The sequence below is a fragment of the Streptomyces sp. NPDC020917 genome, assembly GCF_044333795.1.
In the GTDB taxonomy this organism is placed as follows: Bacteria; Actinomycetota; Actinomycetes; order Streptomycetales; family Streptomycetaceae; genus Actinacidiphila.
In genome coordinates this window covers 169453-192957 of record NZ_JBIRRR010000017.1, presented here as the reverse complement: position 1 = coordinate 192957, position 23505 = coordinate 169453, and the positions used below count along the sequence as shown (strand labels likewise).

Annotated in this window: 20 protein-coding genes; 12 read left to right on the top strand and 8 right to left on the bottom strand. The window is 75.4% G+C overall.

Features of this window, described 5'->3' with window-relative positions; genetic code table 11:
• A complete protein-coding gene (locus ACH4TG_RS30230; RefSeq protein ID WP_398245750.1) occupies window positions 1-453 on the top strand; it encodes a universal stress protein in 453 nt (150 codons plus the stop codon).
• A gap of 295 nt (window positions 454-748) precedes the next feature.
• Here ACH4TG_RS30230 and ACH4TG_RS30225 read toward each other — a convergent pair whose 3' ends face one another.
• The gene (locus tag ACH4TG_RS30225) at window positions 749-1861 is read right to left on the bottom strand and encodes a PP2C family protein-serine/threonine phosphatase (protein WP_398245749.1); all 1113 of its coding nucleotides are present in this window, start codon (window positions 1859-1861) and stop codon (window positions 749-751) included.
• A gap of 192 nt (window positions 1862-2053) precedes the next feature.
• Here ACH4TG_RS30225 and ACH4TG_RS30220 point away from each other — a divergent pair, with 192 nt between their 5' ends.
• Window positions 2054-3118, top strand: a complete 1065-nt coding sequence (locus ACH4TG_RS30220; RefSeq protein WP_398245748.1) for a LacI family DNA-binding transcriptional regulator — start codon at window positions 2054-2056, stop codon at window positions 3116-3118.
• A gap of 24 nt (window positions 3119-3142) precedes the next feature.
• On the opposite strand, the gene ACH4TG_RS30215 is transcribed toward ACH4TG_RS30220, so the two are convergent.
• Entirely contained in the window at window positions 3143-4633 is a 1491-nt protein-coding gene (locus tag ACH4TG_RS30215; protein ID WP_398245747.1) for an SDR family NAD(P)-dependent oxidoreductase, read from the bottom strand.
• 217 nt (window positions 4634-4850) lie between these two features.
• Between ACH4TG_RS30215 and fahA the strand changes: the two genes are divergently transcribed.
• Together fahA and ACH4TG_RS30205 are read left to right on the top strand one after the other, a co-directional pair.
• Window positions 4851-6080: a fumarylacetoacetase gene (gene fahA / locus ACH4TG_RS30210; protein WP_398245746.1), complete on the top strand. Its 1230-nt coding sequence runs from the start codon at window positions 4851-4853 to the stop codon at window positions 6078-6080.
• 246 nt (window positions 6081-6326) lie between these two features.
• A complete protein-coding gene (locus tag ACH4TG_RS30205; protein WP_398245745.1) occupies window positions 6327-7394 on the top strand; it encodes a hypothetical protein in 1068 nt (355 codons plus the stop codon).
• A 1-nt stretch (window position 7395) separates the two neighbouring features.
• Here the strand turns inward: ACH4TG_RS30205 and ACH4TG_RS30200 are convergent, their stop codons facing one another.
• From ACH4TG_RS30200 to ACH4TG_RS30190, 3 genes are all read right to left on the bottom strand, one after another.
• Complete coding sequence (locus ACH4TG_RS30200; RefSeq protein ID WP_398245744.1) at window positions 7396-8634, bottom strand: PP2C family protein-serine/threonine phosphatase; 1239 nt, start codon at window positions 8632-8634, stop codon at window positions 7396-7398.
• Between the two features lie 123 nt (window positions 8635-8757).
• Window positions 8758-11058, bottom strand: coding sequence for an FtsX-like permease family protein (locus ACH4TG_RS30195; RefSeq protein WP_398245743.1), 2301 nt, complete (start codon window positions 11056-11058; stop codon window positions 8758-8760).
• On the bottom strand, window positions 11055-11774 hold the full coding sequence (locus ACH4TG_RS30190; RefSeq protein WP_398245742.1) for an ABC transporter ATP-binding protein: 720 nt from the start codon (window positions 11772-11774) through the stop codon (window positions 11055-11057). The genes ACH4TG_RS30195 and ACH4TG_RS30190 overlap by 4 nt, the downstream gene beginning before the upstream one ends.
• A gap of 136 nt (window positions 11775-11910) precedes the next feature.
• Here ACH4TG_RS30190 and ACH4TG_RS30185 point away from each other — a divergent pair, with 136 nt between their 5' ends.
• The 6 genes from ACH4TG_RS30185 (at window position 11911) to ACH4TG_RS30160 (ending at window position 18827) form a co-directional block, all read left to right on the top strand.
• A complete protein-coding gene (locus tag ACH4TG_RS30185; protein WP_398245741.1) occupies window positions 11911-12855 on the top strand; it encodes a sensor histidine kinase in 945 nt (314 codons plus the stop codon).
• Complete coding sequence (locus ACH4TG_RS30180) at window positions 12852-13667, top strand: response regulator (RefSeq protein WP_398245740.1); 816 nt, start codon at window positions 12852-12854, stop codon at window positions 13665-13667. Before ACH4TG_RS30185 ends, ACH4TG_RS30180 begins: the two co-directional genes overlap by 4 nt.
• Before the next feature lie 52 nt (window positions 13668-13719).
• Window positions 13720-14346 (top strand): MarC family protein, encoded by a 627-nt coding sequence (locus tag ACH4TG_RS30175; RefSeq protein WP_398245739.1) that lies wholly within the window; start codon window positions 13720-13722, stop codon window positions 14344-14346.
• A 128-nt stretch (window positions 14347-14474) separates the two neighbouring features.
• The gene (locus ACH4TG_RS30170; protein WP_398245738.1) at window positions 14475-16817 is read left to right on the top strand and encodes an FUSC family protein; all 2343 of its coding nucleotides are present in this window, start codon (window positions 14475-14477) and stop codon (window positions 16815-16817) included.
• Window positions 16818-16963: 146 nt separating this feature from the next.
• The gene (locus ACH4TG_RS30165; RefSeq protein ID WP_398245737.1) at window positions 16964-18223 is read left to right on the top strand and encodes an SLC13 family permease; all 1260 of its coding nucleotides are present in this window, start codon (window positions 16964-16966) and stop codon (window positions 18221-18223) included.
• 16 nt (window positions 18224-18239) lie between these two features.
• Window positions 18240-18827 carry a universal stress protein gene (locus ACH4TG_RS30160; RefSeq protein ID WP_398245736.1) on the top strand — a complete coding sequence of 196 codons (588 nt, stop codon included), beginning with the start codon at window positions 18240-18242 and terminating at the stop codon, window positions 18825-18827.
• Between the two features lie 27 nt (window positions 18828-18854).
• Here ACH4TG_RS30160 and ACH4TG_RS30155 read toward each other — a convergent pair whose 3' ends face one another.
• Window positions 18855-19634 (bottom strand): SDR family oxidoreductase, encoded by a 780-nt coding sequence (locus tag ACH4TG_RS30155; RefSeq protein WP_398245735.1) that lies wholly within the window; start codon window positions 19632-19634, stop codon window positions 18855-18857.
• 59 nt (window positions 19635-19693) lie between these two features.
• Here ACH4TG_RS30155 and ACH4TG_RS30150 point away from each other — a divergent pair, with 59 nt between their 5' ends.
• Entirely contained in the window at window positions 19694-20599 is a 906-nt protein-coding gene (locus ACH4TG_RS30150) for a sigma-70 family RNA polymerase sigma factor (protein ID WP_398245734.1), read from the top strand.
• A gap of 114 nt (window positions 20600-20713) precedes the next feature.
• On the opposite strand, the gene ACH4TG_RS30145 is transcribed toward ACH4TG_RS30150, so the two are convergent.
• Complete coding sequence (locus ACH4TG_RS30145) at window positions 20714-21454, bottom strand: class I SAM-dependent methyltransferase (RefSeq protein ID WP_398245733.1); 741 nt, start codon at window positions 21452-21454, stop codon at window positions 20714-20716.
• Window positions 21455-21524: 70 nt separating this feature from the next.
• Entirely contained in the window at window positions 21525-22274 is a 750-nt protein-coding gene (locus tag ACH4TG_RS30140) for a TetR/AcrR family transcriptional regulator (RefSeq protein ID WP_398245732.1), read from the bottom strand.
• 166 nt (window positions 22275-22440) lie between these two features.
• On the opposite strand from ACH4TG_RS30140, the gene ACH4TG_RS30135 reads away from it, so the two are divergent.
• Window positions 22441-23472: a medium chain dehydrogenase/reductase family protein gene (locus ACH4TG_RS30135; RefSeq protein ID WP_398245731.1), complete on the top strand. Its 1032-nt coding sequence runs from the start codon at window positions 22441-22443 to the stop codon at window positions 23470-23472.
• The last annotated feature ends 33 nt before the right edge of the window (window positions 23473-23505 follow it).

Below are 23505 nucleotides of genomic sequence, written 5' to 3'. Positions count from 1 at the left end.
GTGAGTCCACCAGGCAGAGGCGACGGGGCCCGCGTCGTCGTCGCGGGCCTCGACGACTCCGACTCGTCCTGGCACGCCGTCGCCTACGCGGTCGGCCTGGCCCGCCGCCAGGAGGCGCTGCTCGTCCTGGTCCACGTGCTGCCCGCGCACCCGATCGCCCTGCTGGCCGGCGCCGCCTGGCTGCTGGCCGGCACGGACGTCACGGCCGCGGACGAGCTGCGCGGCCGGGTGGCGGCGGGCCTGTCGTGCATGACCGAGGCGCGGGCGCTCCGCTGGGAGTTCGTGGTGCTGCCCGTCGGCGACCCGGTCGCCGGGATCGCCCACGTCGCCGACGAGAGACGCGCCGACACCGTGGTCGTCGGCGCGTCCCACACCTTCACCCACCGCCTCGGCGGCGCCACCGGCACCCGCCTCATCAAGGCGGGCCGCTGGCCGGTGGTGGTGGTGCCGTAGTTTTTGCCGGCCTCTCGCCTCCGGGCCCCCCTTTTTGCCGGCCTCTCGCCTCCGGGCCCTTAGACCCGGTGTCTGCTGGTCGATCGTGCTCGCCCCCCCTTTTTGCCGGCCTCTCGCCTCCGGGCCCTTAGACCCGGTGTCTGCCGGTCGATCGTGGTCGCCCCCCTCGTACCTCGGGGGGCTGCGCGCGTTCTCCCTCTCGACACCGGCGGGCCCTTTGGCTCGATGCCTACACCGGCGTACCCGGGAGCATGGGTACGGGTCCCTGGGGCGCCCCAGATGGGTGGGCCGGGGTTCAGGTGGGGCGTTGGACGGCTACGAGGGCGACGTCGTCGGCGAGGCTGGAGGCGGCGTGGCGCATGAGGTCCTCGCGGAGGTGGTGGAGGAGGGTCTCGGGCGGTTCGGCCGACCAGGCGGGGAGGCGCTCGGCGAGGGGGTAGAAGACGCCGTCGGCGTTGCGGGCCTCGGTGACGCCGTCGGTGTAGAGCAGCAGGATGTCGCCGGCCTCCATCGCGTAGGTGTCGATGTCGTGCCGCTCGTCGCCGAGGTCGCCGAGGCCGAGCGGCAGCGCCGGGACCTCGGGGAGCAGGCGCCGCACCATGCCGTCATGCAGGAGCAGCGGGGGCGGGTGGCCGCAGTTGGCGACGTGCAGCTTGCTGCCGTCGTCGGTGACGTCGACGACCACGGCGGTGACGAAGCCCTCCAGCAGGCGCGGGCCGCTGCGCGGCGCGGCGCGCACGCCGTCCGGGGCGGGTGGTGCGGTCTCCTCGGCGTCCGTGAGGTCCTCGCGCAGCCGGCAGTCGAGATAGCCGGGCAGGTCGGGCAGCTCCACCCGGCGGCGGGCGGCCCGCCGGAAGCCGGCCAGCAGGAAGCCGGCCACCTCCACCGCGCCGAGCCCCTTGCCCTGGACGTCGCCCACCAGCAGCCGTGCGTCGCCGGAGTCCAGCACGGCCGCCGCGTAGAGGTCGCCGCCGATCTCCGCCTCCTCCTCGGCCGCGAGATACAGGGAGGCCATCGTGAGCGGGCCGAGCCGGCCGGGCAGCGGGCGCAGCAGGAGTTCCTGGGCCACGGACGCCACCCAGCGGGCCTGGGCGAGCTGCTGCTCACGTCTGACACGGATCCGGGACGCGGTCACGGCGCCCACGCCGATCAGCACCTCGGTCGAGATGACGATCGGGAAGTTCGTGGCGTCGAACTGGTGGTTGTTCACCGCCGCCACGATCACGCAGCCCATGGTCACGACCGTGAGGACGAGCACCTGCCCGGGCCTGAGGAACACCGCGCACAGCGCGGGCACCGCGAGCATCAGGCCGCCGATCCGGATCGCGGTGCCGCCGGCCAGGTCGATGGCCAGCAGCAGGGCGACGACGGCGAACGGTGCAGCCAGCCGTACCCACGGGGATCGCATCGCCCGCGATGCCCGGGGCCGCCCGGCGGTCGCGGTCGGCTCCATACATCCAAATTACCGTTCGCCGCCCGCCGCCACCTGTCCGAGCGGCCGTTCCGGTGCAGGCCGGAGCGCCTGCGGGCGCCGCGCGTTCGCCATACTCTCCGGGGACCGGCGGTGCGAGGGCTCCGCGGCGGGCGGAGGGCGGAGAGCGTGGGCGCGGACAGGGAGACGGACGGCGGCCCGGGCGCCGGGAGCACGGGCGGGACCACGCTGGCGGACGTCGCCCGGCAGGCGGGTGTCTCGGTCTCCACCGTCTCCAAGGTGCTGCACGACCGCTCGGACGTGGCCTCCCGCACCCGCGCACGGGTGCAGCGGCTGCTGGAGCAGCACGGCTACCTGGCCCGGTCCCGGCCGGCGGCCACCGCGCTGGCGCCCGGCGGGCTGCTGGACTTCGTCATCAAGGACATCGACGGCCCGTGGGCGGTGGAGCTGATCCGCGGGGCCGAGGAGGCGCTGCACGCGGTCGGCATGGGCATGGTCGTCTCCGCGGCCCGGGAGCGCGGCGGCCCCACCGCGGGGCGCTGGCTGGACTCGCTGGCCACCCGCAGGACCCGCGGGGCGATCCTGGTCGTCCCGGAGCTCGACGAGGACGAGCACGCGGAGTTGCGCCGGCTCGGCGTCCCGTACGCGCTGATCGCGCCGGTGGAGGAGCCGCCGCCGGGCGTGCCGTGGGTGGGCGCGACCAACTGGCCGGGCGGGCTCGCCGCCACCCGCCACCTGGTGCGGCTCGGCCACCGCAGGATCGCGGTGATCGGCGGCCCGCCGGACCGGCTGTCCTCGCGGGCCCGGGTGGACGGCTACCGCTCGGCGCTGGAGGAGGCCGGCCTGCCGGTCGACCCTGACCTGGTGCGCCACGGCGACTTCCGGAACGAGCCGGCGTACCGGCACGCGCTGGACCTGCTGCGGCTGCCTGACCGGCCGACCGCGATCTTCGCGGGCAGCGACCAGCAGGCGCTCAGCACCTACCGGGCCGCCGCCGCGCTGGGGCTGCGGGTGCCGCAGGACGTGAGCGTGGTCGGTTTCGACGACCTGCCGTTCGCGGAGTGGGTGACGCCGCGGCTGACCACGGTGCGCACGCCGCTGCCCGAGATGGCCGCGGTCGCGGCCCGGATGGTGCTGCACCTGCTCGGTGGGGAGCAGCCGGAGACGACCCAGGTCGAGGTGGCCGGCGAGCTGGTGGTCAGGGACAGCACGGCCCCGCCGCCGCACGGCTGACCGCAACCTGCGGGGGCGCCGGGCTCACCAGGGCGAGGGCGCGTAGTCCTTGAGGAAGCAGCCGTGGAGGTCCTCGCCGGCCTCGCCGCGCACGATCGGGTCGTACACCCGGGCCGCGCCGTCCACCAGGTCGAGCGGCGCGTGGAAGCCCTCGGCGGCCAGCCGGAGCTTGTCCGGGTGCGGGCGCTCGTCGGTGATCCAGCCGGTGTCGACCGCGGTCATCAGGATGCCGTCGGTCTCCAGCATCTCCTGGGCGCTGGTGCGGGTGAGCATGTTCAGCGCGGCCTTGGCCATGTTGGTGTGCGGGTGGCCGGGGCCCTTGTAGCCGCGGCTGAACTGCCCTTCCATCGCCGAGACGTTGACCACGTACTTGCGGCGGGCGGCGGCCGCGGCCATCGCCGGCCGCAGCCGGCTGACCAGGACGAAGGGCGCGGTGACGTTGCACAGCTGGACCTCGAGCAGCTCGATCGGGTCCACCTCGCCGACCGTCTGCACCCAGGTGTTGCTCGCGTCGAGGTCCGGCACCAGGCCGCCCGCGTCGATGGCGGTGCCCGCCGCGATCCTGGCGGGCGTGGCCGAGCCGCTGACCAGGGCCAGTTCGGTCACGTCCTGCGCGGTCAGCCCCTGGGTGCGGGGCCCGGGCAGCGCGGGGGCGGCCGGTGCGCCGGAACCGAAGGCCCCGAACACCTCGCAGGAGGGCAGCGCCCCGGCCGGCAGCGGCGCGGCCTCGGCCGCCACCAGCTCGCTGTACGCGGACGGCGAGCGGCGCACGGTCTGCGCCGCGTTGTTGATCAGGATGTCCAGCGGCCCTTCGGCGGCCACCGAGTCGGCGAGCGCGACGACCTGGGCGGGGTCGCGCAGGTCTATGCCGACGATCTTGAGCCGGTGGATCCAGTCGGCGCTGTCGGGCATGGCCGTGAACCGGCGGATCGCGTCGTGGGGGAAGCGGGTGGTGATCGTGGTGTGGGCGCCGTCGCGCAGCAGCCGCAGCGCGATGTACATGCCGATCTTGGCGCGGCCGCCGGTGAGCAGGGCGCGGCGCCCGGTCAGGTCGGTGCGTGCGTCGCGCCTGGCCCGGTTCTCGTGGGCGCACGGCGGGCACAGCTGGTGGTAGAACGCGTCCACCTCGACGTACCGGGTCTTGCAGATGTAGCAGGACCGGGGACGCTGCAGGATGCCGGCGATCTCGGTGGTGACCGAGGGGGCGAGCTGGATGCCGAGGGTCTCGTCGTCGATGCGGTCGGCGGCGCCGGTCGCGGTGGCCTCGGTGACGGCCTTGTCGTTGGCGGTCTTGGCGGCCCTGCGCTCCTGGCGGCGGCGCTGCTTGACCGTGCGGTAGATGCCCGCGGTGGCGCGCCGGACGGCGACGGCGTCGGGGTGGTCCACCGGCAGCTCGTCGAGTTCTGCCAGCACCGCCAGGCACACCTCCATGCGCGCCGGGTCGATCCCGGGCGCGCCCGCGATGGGGTCGTCCTCCGGCCCGAGGCCGTGCACGTCCTGTGTGGTCGCCGTCATCCCGCCGCTGCTCTCTTCGTCGCTCCCCCGCACCTTGGGCCGAACTTTACGTAGAGACGTCCGGCTCCTCCAAACCCGTCCGCCCCAGGTCCCGGCGGTACCCTCGGGGCGTTTCCCGTTTGCTGCCGCCGTCCCGACCCGACCCGTACCGGCCGCGTACCGCCGAGGCGCCCCGCGCACCGGTGGCACCCGCCGGCTCCGGAACCCTGGAGGCCCGTTGAACGCCGTGAACCCGTTCGCCGTCCCGCAGGACTCCCCCTTCGGACCGGACAACCTGCCGTACGGCGTGTTCAGTACGGCCGGCGGTCCGCGCCGGCTCGGCGTCGCCTACGGCGACCACGTGCTCGACGTGGGCGCGGCGGCCCGCGCCACCGGGGCGGCCGGCGAGCTGGCCGGGCTGCTGGAGGCCCCGTCGCTCAACCCGCTGCTGGCGGCGGGCCGTCCGGCGTGGCGGCAGGCCCGCGCCGCGACCACCGCCTGGGTCACCGCCGAGGAGCACCGGGCGGCCGTCGGGCCGTGCCTGGTCCCGCGGGGCGAGGTGACGCTCCACCTGCCGTTCGAGGTCGCCGACTACGTCGACTTCTACGCCTCCGAGCACCACGCGGCGAACCTGGGCCGGATCTTCCGCCCCGGTGCCGAGCCGCTCACCCCGAACTGGAAGCACCTGCCGATCGGGTACCACGGCCGGGCGGGCACCGTGGTGGTGTCCGGCACGCCCGTCGTGCGGCCGTCGGGCCAGCGCAAGGCGCCCGCCGAGCCGGCGCCCTCCTACGGGCCGTCGCAGCGGCTGGACATCGAGGCGGAGCTGGGGTTCGTGGTCGGGGCCCCGACCACGCTGGGCGAGCGGGTGGCGCTGCGCGACGCCGACCGGCACGTATTCGGCGTGTGCCTGGTCAACGACTGGTCGGCGCGGGACCTCCAGGCGTGGGAGTACGTGCCGCTCGGGCCGTTCCTGGGCAAGTCCTTCGCCACCTCCGTCTCGCCCTGGGTCGTGCCGCTGGACGCCCTCGCGCACGCCCGCACCGAGCCGCCGGCCCGGGACACCGAGCCGCTGCCCTACCTCGACGACCGGTCGGGGCTGCCGCCGGCCGGCCTGGACATCGCACTGGAGGTGCGGCTCAACGGCCATCCGGTGTCCCGGCCGCCGTTCGCCGCCATGTACTGGACGTACGCGCAGATGCTGGCCCACATGACGGTCAACGGCGCGAGCCTGCGGGCCGGCGACCTGTTCGCGTCGGGCACCATCAGCGGCCCGGACCGCGAAAGCCGCGGCGCGCTGATCGAGCTGACCTGGAACGGCGAGCAGCCGCTGGAACTCCCCGACGGCACGACGCGCGCCTTCCTCCAGGACGGCGACGAGATCACCATCACCGCCACCGCCCCGGGCCCGAACGGCACCCGCATCGGCCTCGGCGAGGTGACCGGCCGCATCTCCCCCGCCCACTGACCCGCCCCGCGGCCCGTTCCACCGGCCACTGCGGGCGCTCGTGCGCCAGCCCTCCGGCCCTGCCTGATCGGTCCTCCTGCTCTCCCCCCCCTTCACGGACGGGCCCGTTCCTCACCCGGCCACGGCGGGCGCTCGTGCGTCAGCCCTCCGGCCCGCCTGATCGGTCCTCCTGCGCTCCGGGCTCCCCATTCACCCGCGCGGCCCGCAGGGGGAGCCGGGGAGGCTTGGGCCGCGGATACTGGGCGGGTGGTCTCCGAACCCTTCGCCGTCCGGGACGCCGCGGCGCAGCCGGGGCGGGGCGGCGCGGTGCGCCGCCGTTCGGTGCTGCTCGGGGCCGCGGGCGTGACCGCTGCCGGGCTCTGCGGCTGCTCGGGCGGCGGCACCTCGGCCCCTCCCGGCGCCTCCGCCGCCCCCTCGGGCACCGGCACTTCGCCGCGGTCGCAGCCCGCGGCCGGCACCAGCTCGCCGGCGGCGCTGCCCGCCCCGACGCAGTGGGTGCCGGGGCCAGGCGAAATCCAGCCGGCGGCCAAGCTCGCCGCGGTGCGGCTGGTCGAGGCGTTCGGCACCTGGCCCGCCGGCCAGGGCGGGGTGGCCGACCGGGCGGCCCGCGCGGAGAAGCTCGGCATCCCGGCCGCGCAGGCCACCCGGCTGGCGGGCCAGACGGGCTCGCTGACCCCGGCGGCGGACGCGGCCGTGGTGCGGGTGATCGACGCGCAGTACGGCGGCATCCTCACCGACTCCGCGAGCGTGCTCGTGGTGTGCGCGCAGACCACCAGGACCGGCTCGACGATCGCCGACGGCGGCACCACCGTCGACGTCCGCCTCTCCCGGACCGCGTCGGGCTGGTCGGTCACCGCCCTGCACCCCGCGCAGCCGGGTCCCGCCCGGCCGCTGGACGCCACGCAGCGCGACGTGCTGGCGGACCCGCGGATCGAGCTGCCGCCCGCCTCGGCCGCCGACATCCGCAGCGGCCAGGTGCACACCAGCGTGCTGGACGCGATGCTGCGGCTCGCCGGCCCCTACCGGATGTCGGTCAGCGTGGTGCGGTCCGGCCACCCGCTGGACGTGTTCGGCACCAACCGGCCCAGCGACCACCCGCGCGGCCGGGCGTTCGACGTGTGGCGCATCGACGGCCACCGGGTGGTGGACCCGGCGACCTCGCGGACCCTGATCACCGCCTTCATGCGCGCGGCGGCCGCGGCCGGGTCGTACAACGTCGGCGGGCCGGTGCTGCTGTCCGGCGGGACGACCGCGAACCAGTTCTTCTCGGACGCCACCCACCACGACCACGTGCATATCGGCTTCACGAGCTGAGCTACGCCCCGGCGGCCGCGCGCATCACCGCGACCAGCGCGGCGTCGTCGCCGAGGCTGCCGTGGCTGTGGTCGAGCAGGTCCGCGCGGATCCGTTCCAGGAGTTCGCCGGGCGTGCGGCAGCCGCCGAACGTGCCGAGCCGCTCGGCCAGCGGGTAGAAGCGGCCCTGCGGGTCCCGGGCGTCCGTGGCGCCGTCGGTGTACAGCAGCAGGATGTCGCCGGCGGCGAAGGAGAAGGTGTCGACGGGCGGGTCATCGGCGTTCACGGCGCCGGCGGCGTGCTCGGCGTTCGCGATGGGCTCGTCGTTCGCGGCCCCCTCGGCGTGCGCCGCTTTCCCGGCGTGCCCGGCGTCCTGCTCCCCCCGGCACAGGGCGAGGTTGACGCCCATCGGCGGTGCGGGCTCGGTCGGCGTGAACGCCTCCACCTGCCCGGCGCGCAGCCGCAGCGGCGCCGGGTGCCCGCTGTTGAGGATGTGCACGACGGGGGTGTCGTCGGGGACGTCGATGAGGGCGCACGTGATGAACGACTCGCCCGCCAGGGTGTCCTCGTCCTCCGGACCGCCCTCGCGGGCCGGCTGGTCGAGCCCCCAGTCCACGATGGCCTGCAGCTCCCGTTGCAGCTCCGGCAGGCTCAGCTCGCGGTGCGCGCAGCTGCGGAACGCGCCGAGCAGCAGCGCCGCGTCGTCGACCGCCGCCAGCCCCTTGCCGCGGACGTCCCCGATCAGCAGCCGCGACCCGCCGCGGGCCCGGACCGCCGCGTACAGGTCGCCGCCGATCCTGGCCTGGTCGGCGGCCGCCTGGTACGCGGAGGCGACGTGCAGCGTGCCGATCCGCTCGGGGAGCGGGTGCAGCATCGCCTGCTGGGCCGCCTCGGCCACCGACCTCACCTGCCGCAGCTCGGCGTCGTGCCGTTCTCGCAGCCGCGCGAAGACCACCGTGATGACGGAGATCAGGAGCAGCGACGCCAGCTGCGACTCGAAGTTGGCGGTGCCGAGGGTGGCGCGCACCGCCGCGATGACCAGGAGGGCGGCGACGGCCAGCGCACCGATCGCGGCGGTGAGCCGGGAACCGCCGAACGACGCGGTCAGCGCGGGGGCGACGACGAGGAGCGGGCCGAGGTGGATGTCCTGCGGGGAGAAGATGTCGGCGAGGGCGATGGCCACGATCAGCACGAGCGGAATCCACACCAGGCCCCGGTTGTCCTGCCAGGACCGGTGACCGCCGCCGGGCTGGGACCGCATGCTTCTTGGATACACCCCGCCGCCGCACGCCGCCCGCCGGAGTCCGGCGCGCGGGTGCGGACGCGGCGGGCGGCGGGCGGCGGGCGACGGGCGACGGGCGGGGTGCGGCGGCGGGGTGCCGGGCTACTCGTTGTGCAGCACCTGCGCGATGGCGAGGCGGGCGGCCGAGCGGGCCGGGACGAGGGCGCCGAGGACCGCGATGGCCACCCCGGCCAGGACCAGGCCGGCCAGCTGCGGCGCGTGCCAGACATCCTTGGTGGACTCGGGGAAGGCGATCACCGGGACGTGGTCCACGATCATCCGGTGGGCGACGAGTCCCAGCGGGACCCCGGCCAGCCCGCCGACCAGTCCCGGCGCGGCCACGGACGTCACCGTCATGGCCACCACCTGGCGCGGCGTCATGCCAATGGACTTCAGCATCCCCAGGTCGCGGCGGCGCTCGCGGGTGGTGAGCAGCACCGTGTTGAAGACGCCGAGCGCGGCGACGATGCTCAGCAGCACGGTGACCGCGGTGGAGAACCCGATGACGGTGACCTTCGGGGCGATGCCGCCGCCGTCCGTCGACGGGTAGAGGCCCGGATCGACCGTGCGGGCCGCGGCCGCGTACGCCTGGCGGTCGGCGCCGGGGGCGAGCCGGACGTCGAACTCCATGGCGCGCTGGACGGCGTGGAGCAGCGCCAGGGTCTGCGCGTTGGAGTCGAGCGCCCGGGCGTTGCCCTCGACCAGCTCGCCGACGACGGTCGCCGGCACCTGCCGGCCGTTCAGGCCGAGGGTGATCCGGTCGCCGACGCGCAGCCCGTTCTGGCCGAGGAACTGCGGCCCGGCCACCACCTCGCCGGGCCCGGTCGGCAGCCGCCCCTTGACGATCTGCGCCGCCTCCGCGGTGATGTCGCCCCGGTAGAAGTTGCCGAACACCGGCTGGCTCACGCCGGAGACGGAGACCTGGACCAGGGTGCGGACGGTGACCCGGTCGGCGCCCGGCAGGGCCGCCAGCCTCGCCTCAATCGTCCGGTCGTCGAGCCTCGGCACCACCTGGTGGTCGTGGTCGGGCACCCCGGCCATCACGCTGACCCCGGGTGCCCGCCCGCCCAGGTTCTGCAGCGCGATCATGGTGCTGCTCATCCCGGTCGCCAGCGTCACGGTGGTGACGCCGAGCCCGATGGCGGCCAGCGTCATCAGGGTGCGGCCCGGGCGGGCGAACGGCTGGCCGAGCCCGAGGCTGATCGCGCGCGGCAGCCGGGTGCCGCTCAGCGCCCGCTGCACCCGCAGGCCCCGGCCGGCCCGGGGCGCGCTGCCCGCGCTGATCGCGCCGGCCGCCGACAGCCGGTGCGCGCGCAGCGCGGGAACCAGCGCGGCGACCGCCACCAGCGCGGGCATGCCCAGCAGGGCGGCCAGCGCGGTCCAGGCCGGGCTGCCGATCGAGGCGGTGCCCGTCTGGATCCCGGTGAACGCCACCCGCAGGAACGGCTTCGCCAGGGTGCGGCCGAGCAGGGTGCCCAGCACGCTGCCCGCGACCGCTGGCACCGAGACCATCGTCAGGTAGACCGCGGCCACCTGGTTCGGGGTGAAGCCGAGCGCCTTGAGCATGCCGATGTGCCGGGTCCCGGCGATCACCGCGCCGGAGACGACGTTCCCGACGATCAGCACCGACACCAGGAGGCCGAGCACCCCGAAGACCGTCACCATCGGCAGGTAGGACCTGGCCTGCGCGGAGAACGCCTGCTTCAGGACTGCGGAGGACTGGGTGCTGGTCACCGCGCCGGCCGGCAGGCCCGCGGTGGCCGCGGCGGTCCCGGCGCGGATCCGGCCGTCGGAGCCGGCCGCGTCGAAGCGGTACAGCATCTGGCGGGCCGAGGGGTGCAGGGCGGGCATCTGCGCCGGCGCCACCCAGGCGCCCGCGGACCTGCTCATGCTGTCGGCGAAGCCGACGACGGTGAGCGGCGGCGCCCCGGTGGGGTGCAGCACGGTGCCGAGCAGCTCCCGCGGGGCCGACCCGAAGCTCTGGCTCACCACGACCTCGCCGGGCCGGGTCGCCCACCGTCCGGCCAGCATCTGCACCCGGTCCACCGGGCCGCCGGGGCCGGGGCGCCCGACGACGGTCATCGGGCCGGGCGCCCGGCCCAGCCACTCCTCGGGCATGTGCAGCACGGCCTGGGAGAAGGGCCCGGCCGCGGCCGCGACGCCGGGGCGCTTCGCGGTGGCGGCGAGCCGGGCGTCGCCGGCCTTCGCCGCGTCGAAGGTGACCACCGCGTGCGCGCCGCGCTGCCGGCCGAAGGCCGCGTCGAACGGTGACGACGCGGCGGCCAGCAGGGACAGCGCGAGCACGGTCGTGGCGGTGGAGCACAGCACCACCAGACCGATCACGAACGTCTGCAGCCTGCGCCGGCGCACCGCGCCGCGGGAGGCCCGCCACACCGCGCTCATGCGCTGCGCTCCAGGTCGTCCAGGCTGCTCTCCCGGGCCACCCGCCCGTCGGCCAGCTCCACCAGGCGGCTGGCGCAGCGGGTGGCCAGGTCCCGGTCGTGGGTGACGATGAGCAGCGTCTGCCCGATCTGGTTGAGGTCGATGAGCAGGTCCATCACCTGCTCGCCGGAGCGGCTGTCCAGGGCGCCGGTCGGCTCGTCGGCCAGCAGCAGGGCCGGCCGGTTCATCAGGGCCCTGGCCACGGCGACGCGCTGCCGCTCGCCGCCGCTGAGCGCGGCCGGGTAGGTGTCCCTGCGGCCGGCGACGCCGAGCTCGTCGAGCAGTTCCAGGGCGCGGCGCCGGGCGTGCCGGGCCGAGGTGCCGGTGAGCTGGGCGGCGAGGGCCACGTTGTCGAGTGCGGGCAGGTCGTCGATCAGGTTGAAGAACTGGAAGATCATCCCGATGTGGCGGCGGCGGAACAGCGCCAGGCCGGTCTCGCTCAGGCCCGCCAGGTCCTGGCCGTGGACGTGGACGCTGCCCGACGTCGCGCGGTCCAGGCCCGCCACCATGTTGAGCAAAGTGGACTTGCCGCAGCCGGAGGGGCCCATCACGGCGACCGCGTCGCCCGCCGCGATCTCCAGCCGGACGCCGTCGAGGGCGACGGCGTCCCCGTACTCCTTGCGGACGTCGTGCAGGCGCACCACCGTCTGCGGTGCCGTGTCGTTGTCACTGGTCATGCCCCGAACCTAGGGAGCGGCGCACGGCCGCTGCGTCGGCCCCCGGAGGTAACCCGCGTCCGGGGTCGTACCAGGGATGTAGGCGCTGGGCCCGCAGGAGGATGCGGGTGCCGTGGCGGCCTGCGAGGCTGTGCCCGTGGGAGGTCCGGGTACGCAGTGGCTGGCAGGGGCGCTGGCGGTGGTGTGCGCCGCCGCGGGCTGGCTCGGCATCGCGCTGGCCAGGGAGCGGCGGCGGCACCGGGCGGCGGTGGGCGAGCGGGGCTGGCTGCTGGAGCGCGAGCGGGAGAGCGCGGCGCGGGCGGCGGTCGGCGCGGAACGCGCCAGGATCGCGGCCGAACTCCACGACATCGTCAGCCACAACGTGAGCCTGATGGTGGTGCAGGCAGGCGCGGCCCGCGAGGTGCTGGACACCCTGCCGGCGCAGGCCGCGGCGGCGATGGGCGCGGTGGAGACGGCCGGGCGCGCCACGATGACGGAACTGCGGCATCTGCTGGGGCTGCTGGCCCCTTCACAGGACGGCGAGGACGGGCCTACGGGTGGTGCCGGGCAGGGCCCGGCCGGGGCGGCTCCGGCCGGCGCGGCGGGCGGGGACCTGTCCCCGCAGCCGAGCCTGAGTCGGCTGAGCCCGCTGATCGACCGGATCGCCTTCGCGGGCCTGCCGGTCGAGGTCCGCGTCTCCGGCGACCCGCGCCCGCTCCCGCCCGGGATCGACGTCACCGCCTACCGGATCGTCCAGGAGGCGCTGACCAACGCCCTCAAGCACGGGGACGGCGTGCGGGCCGAGGTGACCGTCCGGTACGCGGACCACTCCCTGCGCGTGGAGGTCCTCAACTCCGGCCCCAGCGTGCTCACCCCGCGCCCCGCAGCCCCGGCGGGGTCCGAGGGGGCGCGGCCGGCGGGCCCGGGCGCGGGACCCGGCCGGTCCGGTCCCGGCGCCGGGCGCGGGCTGCTCGGGCTGCGCGAGCGGGTCGCCGTGTACGGCGGGGACCTGGACGCCCGGCGGCGCCTCGGCGGCGGCTTCCGGGTCCGTGCCCGCATCCCCCTGGACCGCCCGGCCCCCGACCACCTGGACAGCCCGTGAACCCGTACTCCCCCGAACGCGCGGCGCCCGCGCCCGGCGCCGGCGAACCCGTGCCCCGGGTGGTCATCGCGGACGACCAGGAGCTGGTGCGGACCGGGTTCCGGATGATCCTCACCGCGCGTGGCGTGGACGTGGTCGGCGAGGCGGCCGACGGCGCCGAGGCGGTGGCCCTGGTCCGGGAGCTGCGGCCGGATGTGGTGCTGCTGGACATCCGGATGCCGGTGATGGACGGGCTGGAGGCCGCCCGCCGGATCCTGGCGCTGCCCGGTGCCTGCCGGGTGATCATGCTCACCACCTTCGACCTCGACGCCTACGTCTACGCCGCGCTCAGCGCGGGTGCCAGCGGGTTCCTGCTCAAGGACGTCACCCCGCGCCATCTGGCGGCCGCGGTCCGCCTGGTCAGCACCGGGGACGCGCTGCTGGCGCCGTCGATCACCCGCCGGCTGGTGGAGCGCTTCGCCGCGGCGGAGCCGGCTGCGGCCACCGCGGGGGTGGCGGCAGCGCCGCCGGTGCACCGCGACCTCGCGGCGCTGACACCGCGGGAGCGGGAGGTGCTGACGCTGATGGGCCGCGGCCTGTCCAACACCGAACTGGCCGAGCGGCTCACGCTCAGCGCCTCGACGGTCAAGACGCACGTCGCCCGGATCTTCGCCAAGCTGTCGCTGCGCGACCGCGCGCAGGCGGTCGTCCTGGCGTACGAGACCGGGCTGGTGGCCCCGGGCGACGCCGACACGGAAGCGGAAGCCGACCCCGGCACCGCGCCCGGCACCGGCGCCTCGGAACAGCGGCCCGGCGGCGCCCGGCCGCGGTGAAACGGACCGTCAATACCCGGTCGCGGCCCGGCCACTGACCATCATGCCCGGTATGATCACTCTCACGTACTCTGCGGCGTTCATCACCTTCTTCTCGGTGATCGGCCCGCCGAAGGTGCTGCTCGCGTTCGCGAGCCTGGCGCAGAACCACCCGCTCGGCCAGCTGCGGACCATCGCGCTGATCTCGTCCGGCGGCGCGGTGCTCGTCGGTGTGGTCGCCGGGTTCACCGCGCCGTGGCTGCTGGAGCTGTTCCACATCTCGACCGCCGCGCTGGCCCTGGCCGGCGGCATCATCTTCTTCCTCTACGCGGTGGGACTGGTGCTGGGCCTGCACGTCGGCGGTGTGGAGGGCGACGACGGCCCCGATCTGACCAGCGGGGTGCGGGAGTTGCTGATGCCGTACGTGGTCAGCCCGCTCGCGCTGACCGCCGTGCTGATCGAGGCGGCCGAGCGCGACGCGTGGAGTTGGCGCTCCACCGTCGTCGGGGCGTACGTCACGGTGATCGCGATCGACCTGCTGTGCGTGTTCGTGCTCGGCGTGCTGCTGCAGCGCACCCACCACACCGCCATCGAGCTGCTCGCCCGGCTGATCGGCCTGCTGCTGGCGGCCGTCGGCGTCGACCTGTTCCTCGACGGGCTGTTCGACCTCGGCATCACGGCCCTGGGCAAGCGCGGCTGAGTGCGAAGAGAATGCGGCCTGGTGCGCGAGGCGCACCGGCGTCCGCGCTGTTCGGGGGCCTTCACCGGAAGGGAGGGGGTCCGTGCGATGCTGAACCCGGGTCCGAAAGGTGAGGAACGCGCAGCACGATGACAGGCACGACGGCGGCACGTAGACACCTCGCCGCGTTCTGGGACCGGTACGCGGCCTCCGATCCGGGGCTGCTGCGGCTGATGGCCGGGCTGCGCACGGTCGGCGCGATCGGCCTGACGCTGCTGGTGCTGTCGGTGATGGGGATCCCGGTGCCGCAGATGGTGGCCGGGGCCATGGGCGCGATGGTCTCGACGTTCGCGATCCGCGACCGGGCGGTCCGCGACCAGGCCGTCACCCTGGGGTTCGGGCTGGTGGCCGCGCTGGCGTCGGTGACGCTCGGCGCGCTGCTCAACCCGCACATCGTGATCGGCGACATCTTCTTCATCCTGCTGATCTTCGGCGCCGCCTACGCCCGCAGGTTCGGCGAGCGCGGCACGGCGCTCGGGGTGATCAGCTTCCAGGTGTACTTCGTCGCGCTGTTCGTGCACGCCACGCCTGCCACGCTGCCGAAGCTGTGCCTGACCGTCGTCCTCGCGTTCGCCTCCAGCGCGGTGCTGCGCTTCGTGCTCGTGCCGGCCCGGCCCGAGCACGCGCTGGCCCGGCTGCGGCAGGCGTTCCGCGCCCGCATCGCCCAGCTCTTCGGTACCCAGCTCGCGTTCCTCGAGGCCGATCCCGACGAGCACGAGGACGCCATCGCCGACCTGCGCCGGGACACCGCCCGGCTGCACGAGACCGCGCTGATGATCCAGGCCGGCCTGGAAGAGGGCATGGAGGACGAGCGGACCGCGGAGCTGCTGCAGCGGCGGGTCGCCGCGGCCGAGATCGCCGCCGAGCGCCTCGGTGTGCTGCTGCTGGGCGCGGGCAGCGCCGAGCGGTCCGACACCACGCTGACCCTGCACCTGCCGGACGCGCCGCTGCCCGCACCCGCGCCCGCACGCCGGGACGAGGACGTGATGCGGCTGCTGCGCTCGGAGGTCCGCGCGCTGCAGCTGCTGGTGACCCGGCTCGCCACCGACGGCCGCGGCACCGGCATCGCCCAGGTGCGCAACCGGCTGCTGGGCTACCGCGACGACGACAACCTGCCGCAGGCCTCGACCGCCGTGCAGGACGCGTTCCGCGGCGTGGGCGAGGCCGCCCGCGCCGTGCTGGGTCTGCGGCTGGCCATGGAGGGCCCGGGCGACACCTCGGACGACGCCCCGGAGACGACCAGGTCCCGCGAGGAGATCGAGGCGGAGGACGCCTCGCTGGCCGGCGAGGCGGAGGCCGCCGAGGAGCCCACGGGGCTTAAGCGCCGCACCACCCGGGCGGCGCTCCAGGTCGCGGCCGGCTCCGGACTGGCCATCGCGGGCGGCGAGTTCCTGTCCACCCAGCGCTGGTACTGGGCGGTGCTGACCTGCTGGGTGGTGTTCCTCAACACCTCCTCCACCGGCGAGATCCTGGTCCGCGGCTACCGCCGGCTGCTCGGCACGGTGGGCGGCGTGGTCGCGGGCGTGCTGCTGGCCGGGCTGGTGGGCCGGCACACCTGGACGGCGTTCGCCCTGGTGCTGGTGCTGATCTTCGCGATGTTCTTCACCGCGCCGGTGTCGTACGCGCTGATGTCGTTCTTCGTCACCGCCATGCTGGGCCTGCTCTACACGCTGCTGCACACCTACAGCGCCTCGGTGCTGGTGCTGCGCATCGAGGAGACGGCGCTGGGCACGGCGTGCGGGATCGTCGCGGCGGTGCTGGTCTTCCCGGTCCGCACCGATCTACGGACGGACCAGCTGCTGTCGACGGTGCTGGCCCGGCTGCGGGACGTGGCGACGGCCGCGGTCGAGCAGCTCAGCGGCGGGCCCGCGGTGGACCTGGTCGACATGGCGCGCGACCTGGACACCGCGCTGGACGAACTGCGCCGCTCGGCGGGCCCGCTGACGCACCCGTTCACCCCGCTGCGGGTCAGGCGCCGCACCGCCCAGTACGTGGTGGCACTGCTGGAGACCTGCGCTTACCACGTGCGCTCGCTGGCGGCGACCGCCGAACTCGTCCCGTACAGCAGGCGCGTGGCGGCCGACCCGCGGCTGGCGGCGGTCGGCCGGCGGCTGGAGCACAACCTGGACCTGCTGATCGCGGGGGTCGCCCCGGCCGAGGAGGCCGCGGCCGCGAAGGAGGCCGGGAGCCGCACCGCCGAGGGCGGGGCGGTCGACGAGATCGAGACCGGGCCGAGCATCGCGTCGATGCTGGAGGAGTCCGGCTCGCCCGTGGTGCCCTCGCAGAGCGTCACGTACCGGGTGCTGCGCCATCTTCAGCGGCTCGACGAGAGCGTGGTGGCGCTGGCCCGGCCGCTGGGGGTGCCGGTGGCCGCCGCGCCGGGGACCGGCAGCCCGGGCGGCAGCACGCGGCTGCCGCCGGCCCGGGTGTGAACGCCGGCCCGCCGCCGCCCCGCGCAGCCGTCCGGGTCCTGCCCGCGCCCCGACGGCAGGTCACGCCGGGGCACCGTGCGGCCGGGCTGGTTGCATGTGGGGCACACCGCCCGCCATCTGTCCGCTGACGTCGTCGAAGGGGACCCGTGCTCAACGCGACGGCCGCCGAGGCCCTGTCCGCCGTCCTGCTGGTCCTGGTGCTCGCCTTCGCCGTGGTGCGGCCGTTCGGCTGGCCGGAGGCGGTGGTGGCGGTGCCCGCGGCGGGCCTGGTGCTGGCCACGGGCGCGATCTCGCTGGACCACGCGAAGGCGGAGGCCCAGCAGCTCGGCCCGGTCATCGGGTTCCTGGCGGCGGTCCTGGTGCTGGCCCACCTGTGCGACGAGGAAGGGCTGTTCACCACCTGCGGGGCGTGGATGGCGCGCAGCGCGGCGGGCAGCCCGCAGCGGCTGCTGGTGCAGGTGTTCGCGGTCGCCTCGGTGATCACCGCGGTGCTCAGCCTGGACGCGACGATCGTGCTGCTGACCCCGGTGGTCTTCGCGACCGCGGCCCGGCTCGGCGCCCGGCCGCGCCCGCACGTGTACGCCTGCACCCACCTGTCGAACACCGCCTCGCTGCTGCTGCCGGTGTCCAACCTGACGAACCTGCTGGCGCTGGCCGCCACCGGCCTGACGTTCACCCGGTTCGCGGCGCTGATGGCGCTGCCGTGGCTGCTGGCGATCGGCACCGAGTACCTGGTGCTGCGCCGGTTCTTCGCCACCGACCTGAGCGCCGGGGCCCGGCTGCCGGACGTCGGCGAGCCGCCGCGGCCGCCGGTGTTCGCCCTGGTGACGGTCTGCTGCACCCTGGCCGGGTTCGCCGGCGCCTCGGCGGCGGGCGTCAATCCGGCGTGGGCGGCGTTCGCCGGTGCGGCCGTGCTCGCGGTCCGGGCGCTGATCCGCCGGACGACGACGCCGGTCGCGCTGGTCCGTGCGGCGGCCGTGCCGTTCCTGGCGTTCGTGCTGGCGCTGGGCATCGTGGTGCGGGCGCTGGTGGACCACGGCCTGGGCGCGGGCCTGGGCCATCTGGTGCCGGGCGGCACGGGACTTGCGGACCTGCTGGCGGTGGCCGGGCTGGCCGCGGTGCTCGCCAACCTGATCAACAACCTGCCGGCCGTGCTGGTGCTGCTGCCGCTGACCGCGCCGCACGGTTCGGTGGCGGTGCTCGCCGTGCTGCTCGGCGTCAACATCGGACCCAACCTGACCTACGCGGGATCGCTGGCCACCCTGCTGTGGCGGCGTATCGTGCGCGAACACGAAACGGATGTGGATCTCGGGGAGTTCACCCGGCTGGGGCTGCTGGCCGTGCCTGCCACCCTCGTGGTGGCGGTCCTGGCACTGTGGGTGTCGTCCACCGTGATCGGAGGCTGACCGGAGGCCACCCCGCATGACACGTGTCGTCGCCTGGATCGTCGAGGGCACCTGGCCCTCCTGTGTCGACGCCGTCCGCGCGCACGCGCCGGACGACGCCGGGATCGTCCTGCTGCACGTCCCCGATCCCGAGGTGGCCGCGGCCGCGCACGCTGCGTACGCCGGGCTGCTCGGCCGCGGCGGGCGCCCGGCCCGGGACCCCGGCACCGAGCTGGAGCACGAGGCCGCCGCGTACGGCGAGCAGTTGCTGCGGGCCGCGGCCGAGCGCCTGGGCCGGCCGTGCGAGCTGCGGCGGCGCACCGGACGCGTCGAACGCGAGGTGGTCGCCGAGGCGGAGGGCGCCGACCTGCTGGTCCTCGCCCGCGACGGCGACCACAGCAGGCTCGGCCCGCACAGCCTGGGCCCGCACAGCCGCTTCGTCGTGGACCACGCGCCGTGCCCGGTGCTGCTGGTGTGGCCCGACACCCCGCCGGGCACCGACACCATCCCGCCCCCGCCGCCGCACCACCCGCACCATCGCCCGCACCACGAGCCGGGCCCGCCTCCCCCGCCGCCGCACGAACCTCCCCCGCACGAGCCCCCGCCGCCGCACGATCCGCGCTGACGGCGGGCGGCCGCGGTGCGGGCGACGTCAGCCCTCCCGGGGCAGGCGCTCGGCGAGGAACTCCTCCCAGGTGCGCTTGCCGCGGTCGGCGCCCTCCAGTGCGAGGTTGTCACCGGCCCGGTAGGCGCGCCCCGGCTTGCCCGGGATGCGCACCGGCAGCCGCATCCGGCGCTTGCCGCGGGCGTCCAGGTAGCCGCCGGCCAGGTCGCCGAGCCCGTACACGCGGGGGCCCGCCAGGTCGGGCACCAGGCCGGTGGGCTCGCCGAGGGTGAGGTCGGCCAGCCGGCGGGCCACGTCGCCCGCGTCGACCGGCTCGAAGCGCAGCCCGCCGGGCACGGGCAACACCGGCAGCTTGGCCATCTTCTCCACGACCATCAGCACCAGGTCGTGGAACTGCGCGGCGCGCAGCGTGGTGAACGGGATCCCGCTGCCGGCGATCTCCTGCTCGGCCGCGAGCTTGGTCCGAAGCCAGGCCAGCGGGACCCGGTCCGCGCCGATCACCGAGATGAACACCAGGTGCCGCACCCCGGACGCCGACGCCGCCCGGACCAGGTTGCGCGCCACGACGTCGTCGCCCTTGGGCCCGCCGGCCAGGTGCAGCACCACGTCGGCGCCGTCCACCGCGGCAGCGACGCCCTCGCCGGTGGTGAGGTCGCCGGTCACGTACTCGATGCCGTCGCCGGCGCCGCCCGGCTCGCGGCGGCCGCGGCTGAGGACCCGCAGGTCGCATCCCGCCGCGCGCAGCAGCGGGGTGACCCGCCGTCCCAGGTTGCCGGTGCCGCCGGTGATGGTGATGGAGGGTGCCATGGTCGTCTCCCAGGTCGTTCTCGGTCCCGTTCCGCTCTCTACTTGCACGACACCGCCCGATGCAGGAGTGTGACGGCGTGGATGATCTTGGCTGGCTGACGGCGCGATTCGCCGAGAACCGGGCCCAGTTGCACGCGGTGGCCTACCGCATGCTCGGCTCGGCGACCGAGGCCGACGACGCCGTGCAGGACGCCTGGCTGCGCGCGGAGCAGGCCGGCGCGGCCGGGATCGAGAACCCGGCGGCGTGGCTGACCACGATCGTGTCCCGGGTGTGCCTGAACATGCTGCGCTCGCGGGAGCGGCGGCGCGAGGATCCGCTCGAGGCCGTGGCGGCCACGCCGGCCGCCGCCGCGGAGGACGGCGGCGACCCCGAGCGCGAGGCCCTGCTGGCCGACTCGGTGGGCCTCGCCCTCCTGGTGGTGCTGGACACGCTCGCGCCCGCGGAGAGGGTGGCGTTCGTGCTGCACGACATGTTCGCGGTGCCCTTCGACGAGGTCGGCCCGCTGCTCGACCGGTCCCCCGCCGCGGCCCGGCAGCTCGCCAGCCGCGCGCGGAGGCGGGTCAGGGGCGAGCCCGCGGTGCCCGGCGAGGACCTGGCCCGGCAGCGCCGGGTCGTCGAGGCGTACCTCGCGGCCGCCCGGCAGGGCGACTTCGACGCGCTGCTCACCCTGCTCGACCCGGAGGTCGTCCTCCGCGCCGACGCGGCCGTCGGCCCCACGCCCGCGCCGGTCAGCCTGCGCGGTGCCGCGACGGTGGCCCGGGGCGCGTTCGCCTCCGCGGTCCGCGCGCAGTCCACCGCTGCCGCGCTGGTCGACGGTACGGCGGGGCTGGTGATGGCCCGCGACGGCCGGGCCGCGGTGGTGCTCGCCTTCACCCTCGACGCACAAGGGGTGATCACCGCGATCGACGTGATCGCGGAGCCCGCCCGGCTGCGCGCCCTCGACCTCGCGGTCCTCGACGCCTGACGGCCGCCGCTTTGGGGCGGCGGAGTCCGAGGAGCCGGCGGGATCCCGCGGAGCGCCGACGCGCCGTCGCCGCGGGCCCGCGCTCGCCGCCGGCGCTCGGCCACCGGCGCCGGCTCATCCGGCGCAGCGGGCGGCCTGGAGGCGGTAGTGCTGGAGGACCGCGCCGACGGACGGCTGCACGGCGGACAGGACCAGGCCGGCGGCCGCGGCGAGGTCCTCGAACCCGGCGGGGGTGTACCAGTGCATCACCCAGGGCCGGTCCACCACCGTGCTCCGGCCTCTGACGTGCCGTTCGTAGCGCAGCACCGTCGTCTGCGTCCGCTCGGTCTCGTTCCGCTCCTCGGACACCACCGACACCCGCAGTTCCGCGCCGTCGTCCGCGGTCGCGACGCGCGCCTGGCCGATCTCCTCGGGGGGCGTGGGCGACGGGACGAACAGCGGCACGAGCAGCGTGCCCGACTCGGCGAGGTGCGCGCGGACGCCGCGCAGCGCCGCCACGGCGGTGGCGTCGTCGGGCAGCAGGTTGAAGGTCGGCCCGGCCAGGAAGATCGCGCGGTACCGGCGCATCAAGTGCAGGGACTCCAGCCGCTGGTGGTGGAGGACGACGCGGAGGCGCTGCTTGCGTGCCCGGCGCCGACACCGCTCCAGCATGTTCGCCGAGGACTCGACGCCCTCCACGTCCAGGCCGCGCCGGCGCAGGTCGAGCAGCGGATCGCCGTCCCCGCAGCCGAGTTCCAGCGCGGGCGCCCCGGTCTCCTCGACGAACGCCGCATAGGGCTCGGGGTCCTGGGCGACCGCTCTCAGCGGCCCGTACACCTCGGCCACGATGCCGGTGTAGAAGTCGGCTGCATCCACCCCTGCACCTTAACCGGGCATTTGTCCCGATATGCGCAGCGCGACGGGCAGGTCGGCACCGCCAGGCCGGTCATCCGGCCAGCAGGTCGTCCACTTCCGCGGCGAACATCAGCCCGGGGTCGAAGGCCATCCCGGTGAAGTGGCCGGAGAGCTCCAGGGACAGCACGCCGTGCAGCCGGGTCCAGAAGGCCAGCGCCCGGCGCAGCACCGGGGTGCCGGCGGCGTGCCCGCGCGCCCAGTCGCGGTGCTCGGCGAGGTCGGCGTCGAACGGCGTCGCGGGGCGGTCGGCGAGCGGCAGCGCGGCGCAGGCGTCGAGCAGCACGGCCATGATCTCGGCGGCGATCGCCGTCACTTCGTCGGGTGCGTGGTACCCGGGCACGGGCGTGCCGTAGATGAGCAGGTAGCGCTGCGGATCGGCGAGGGCCCAGCGGCGCAGGGCGTAGGCGAGGACGGCCGCGTCGGGGCGCCGGCCGGCGCCCGCATCCGCTTTGGCGTCCGCATCCGCATCCGCATCCGCGTCGACTGCCGCCTCCCCTTCGGCGGACGCGTGCGCGCCGTCGGCGACGGCGGCGTGGAAGGTGTCGGCGAGGCTGCGGTACGCGTCCCTGATCAGCTCGGTGATGAGGGCGTCGCGATTGTCGAAGTACCGGTAGAGGGCGGGCCCGCTCATCCCCATCTGCTTGGCGATCGCGTTGAGCGAGAGCGCCGAGGCCCCGGCCGTGCCGAGCTGGTCCCAGGCGCGCTCCTTGATCTCCGCGCACACCTGGGTGCGGTAGCGCTCGCGCGGGCTCGCCGCACCCGCCGCGCCGGTCTCCGGCATGGCCGCCATCCTGCTGCCACCCTTCAATCTGCTACACCTTCAAGATTCAGTGAGAGGTTATCACGCAACGGCTTGACGCTGCCCGCGCTCGGGAGTTACAACTTCTTACAGAAGCAAGAACCAGTAATCAGCGGAGCGCGGGAGCGCGGAAAGCGTGGAGGCCGTCATGAACGCCGAAGGACTCGTCGAGGTCGTCCTGCCGGGCAAGGTCGAGCCTGAGGGGCTGGAGATCCGGAAGGGCCCGGCGCCCGCCGCGGGCCCGGGCCAGGTCGTGGTGCGGATGGAGGCGACCGGCGTCTCGTTCGCCGAGCAGCAGATGCGCCGCGGCCGGTACTACGACCAGCCGCCGTTCCCCTTCGTGCCCGGCTACGACCTCGTCGGCACGGTCGCGGCGACCGGCGAGGGCGTCGACGCGGACCTGGCCGGCACCCGGGTCGCCGCCCTGGTGAAGGTGGGCGGCTGGGCCAGCCACGTCGTGGTCGACGCGGCGGACCTGGTGCCGGTGCCCGACGGGATCGACCCGGCGGAGGCGGAGACCCTGGTCGTCAACGGCATCACCGCCTGGCAGATGCTGCACCGCAAGGCGCGCGTCCGCGCCGGGCAGACGGTCCTGGTGCACGGCGCCAACGGCGGCGTCGGCTCGGTGCTGGTCCAGCTCGCGCGGGCCGCGGGGGCCAAGGTGATCGGCACCGCGTCGGCCCGCCACCACGACGCACTGCGCGCGCTGGGCGCCGTCCCCGTCGACTACCGCACCGAGGAGGTGCCCGCCCGGGTCCGCGAGTTGGCTCCCGGCGGCGTGGACGCGGTGTTCGACCACATCGGCGGCCGCAGCGTCGTCGACTCCTGGCACCTGCTGGCGCCCGGCGGCACGCTCGTGTCGTACGGCAGCGCCTCCACGCGCGACGACCAGGGCAGCAAGCAGTGGCCGGTACTCAAGCTGCTCGGGCGGGTGTGGCTGTGGAACGCGCTGCCGAACGGGCGGCACGCGTACTTCTTCAACGTCTGGGCCGGGCGCGCGCTGAGCAGGAACCGCTTCAGGGCCCGGCTGCGCGACGACCTCACGCAGGTCTTCGCGGCGCTGCGGCGCGGCGACGTCACCGCGCAGATCGCCGCTCAGGTCCCGCTCGTCCAGGCCGCGGACGCGCTGCGCCTGGCGGAGTCCGGCACGGTCGCCGGCAAGGTCGTCCTCACCCCGTGAGGCCGCGCCCGTCCGGCCGGCGGGGCGCGGGAG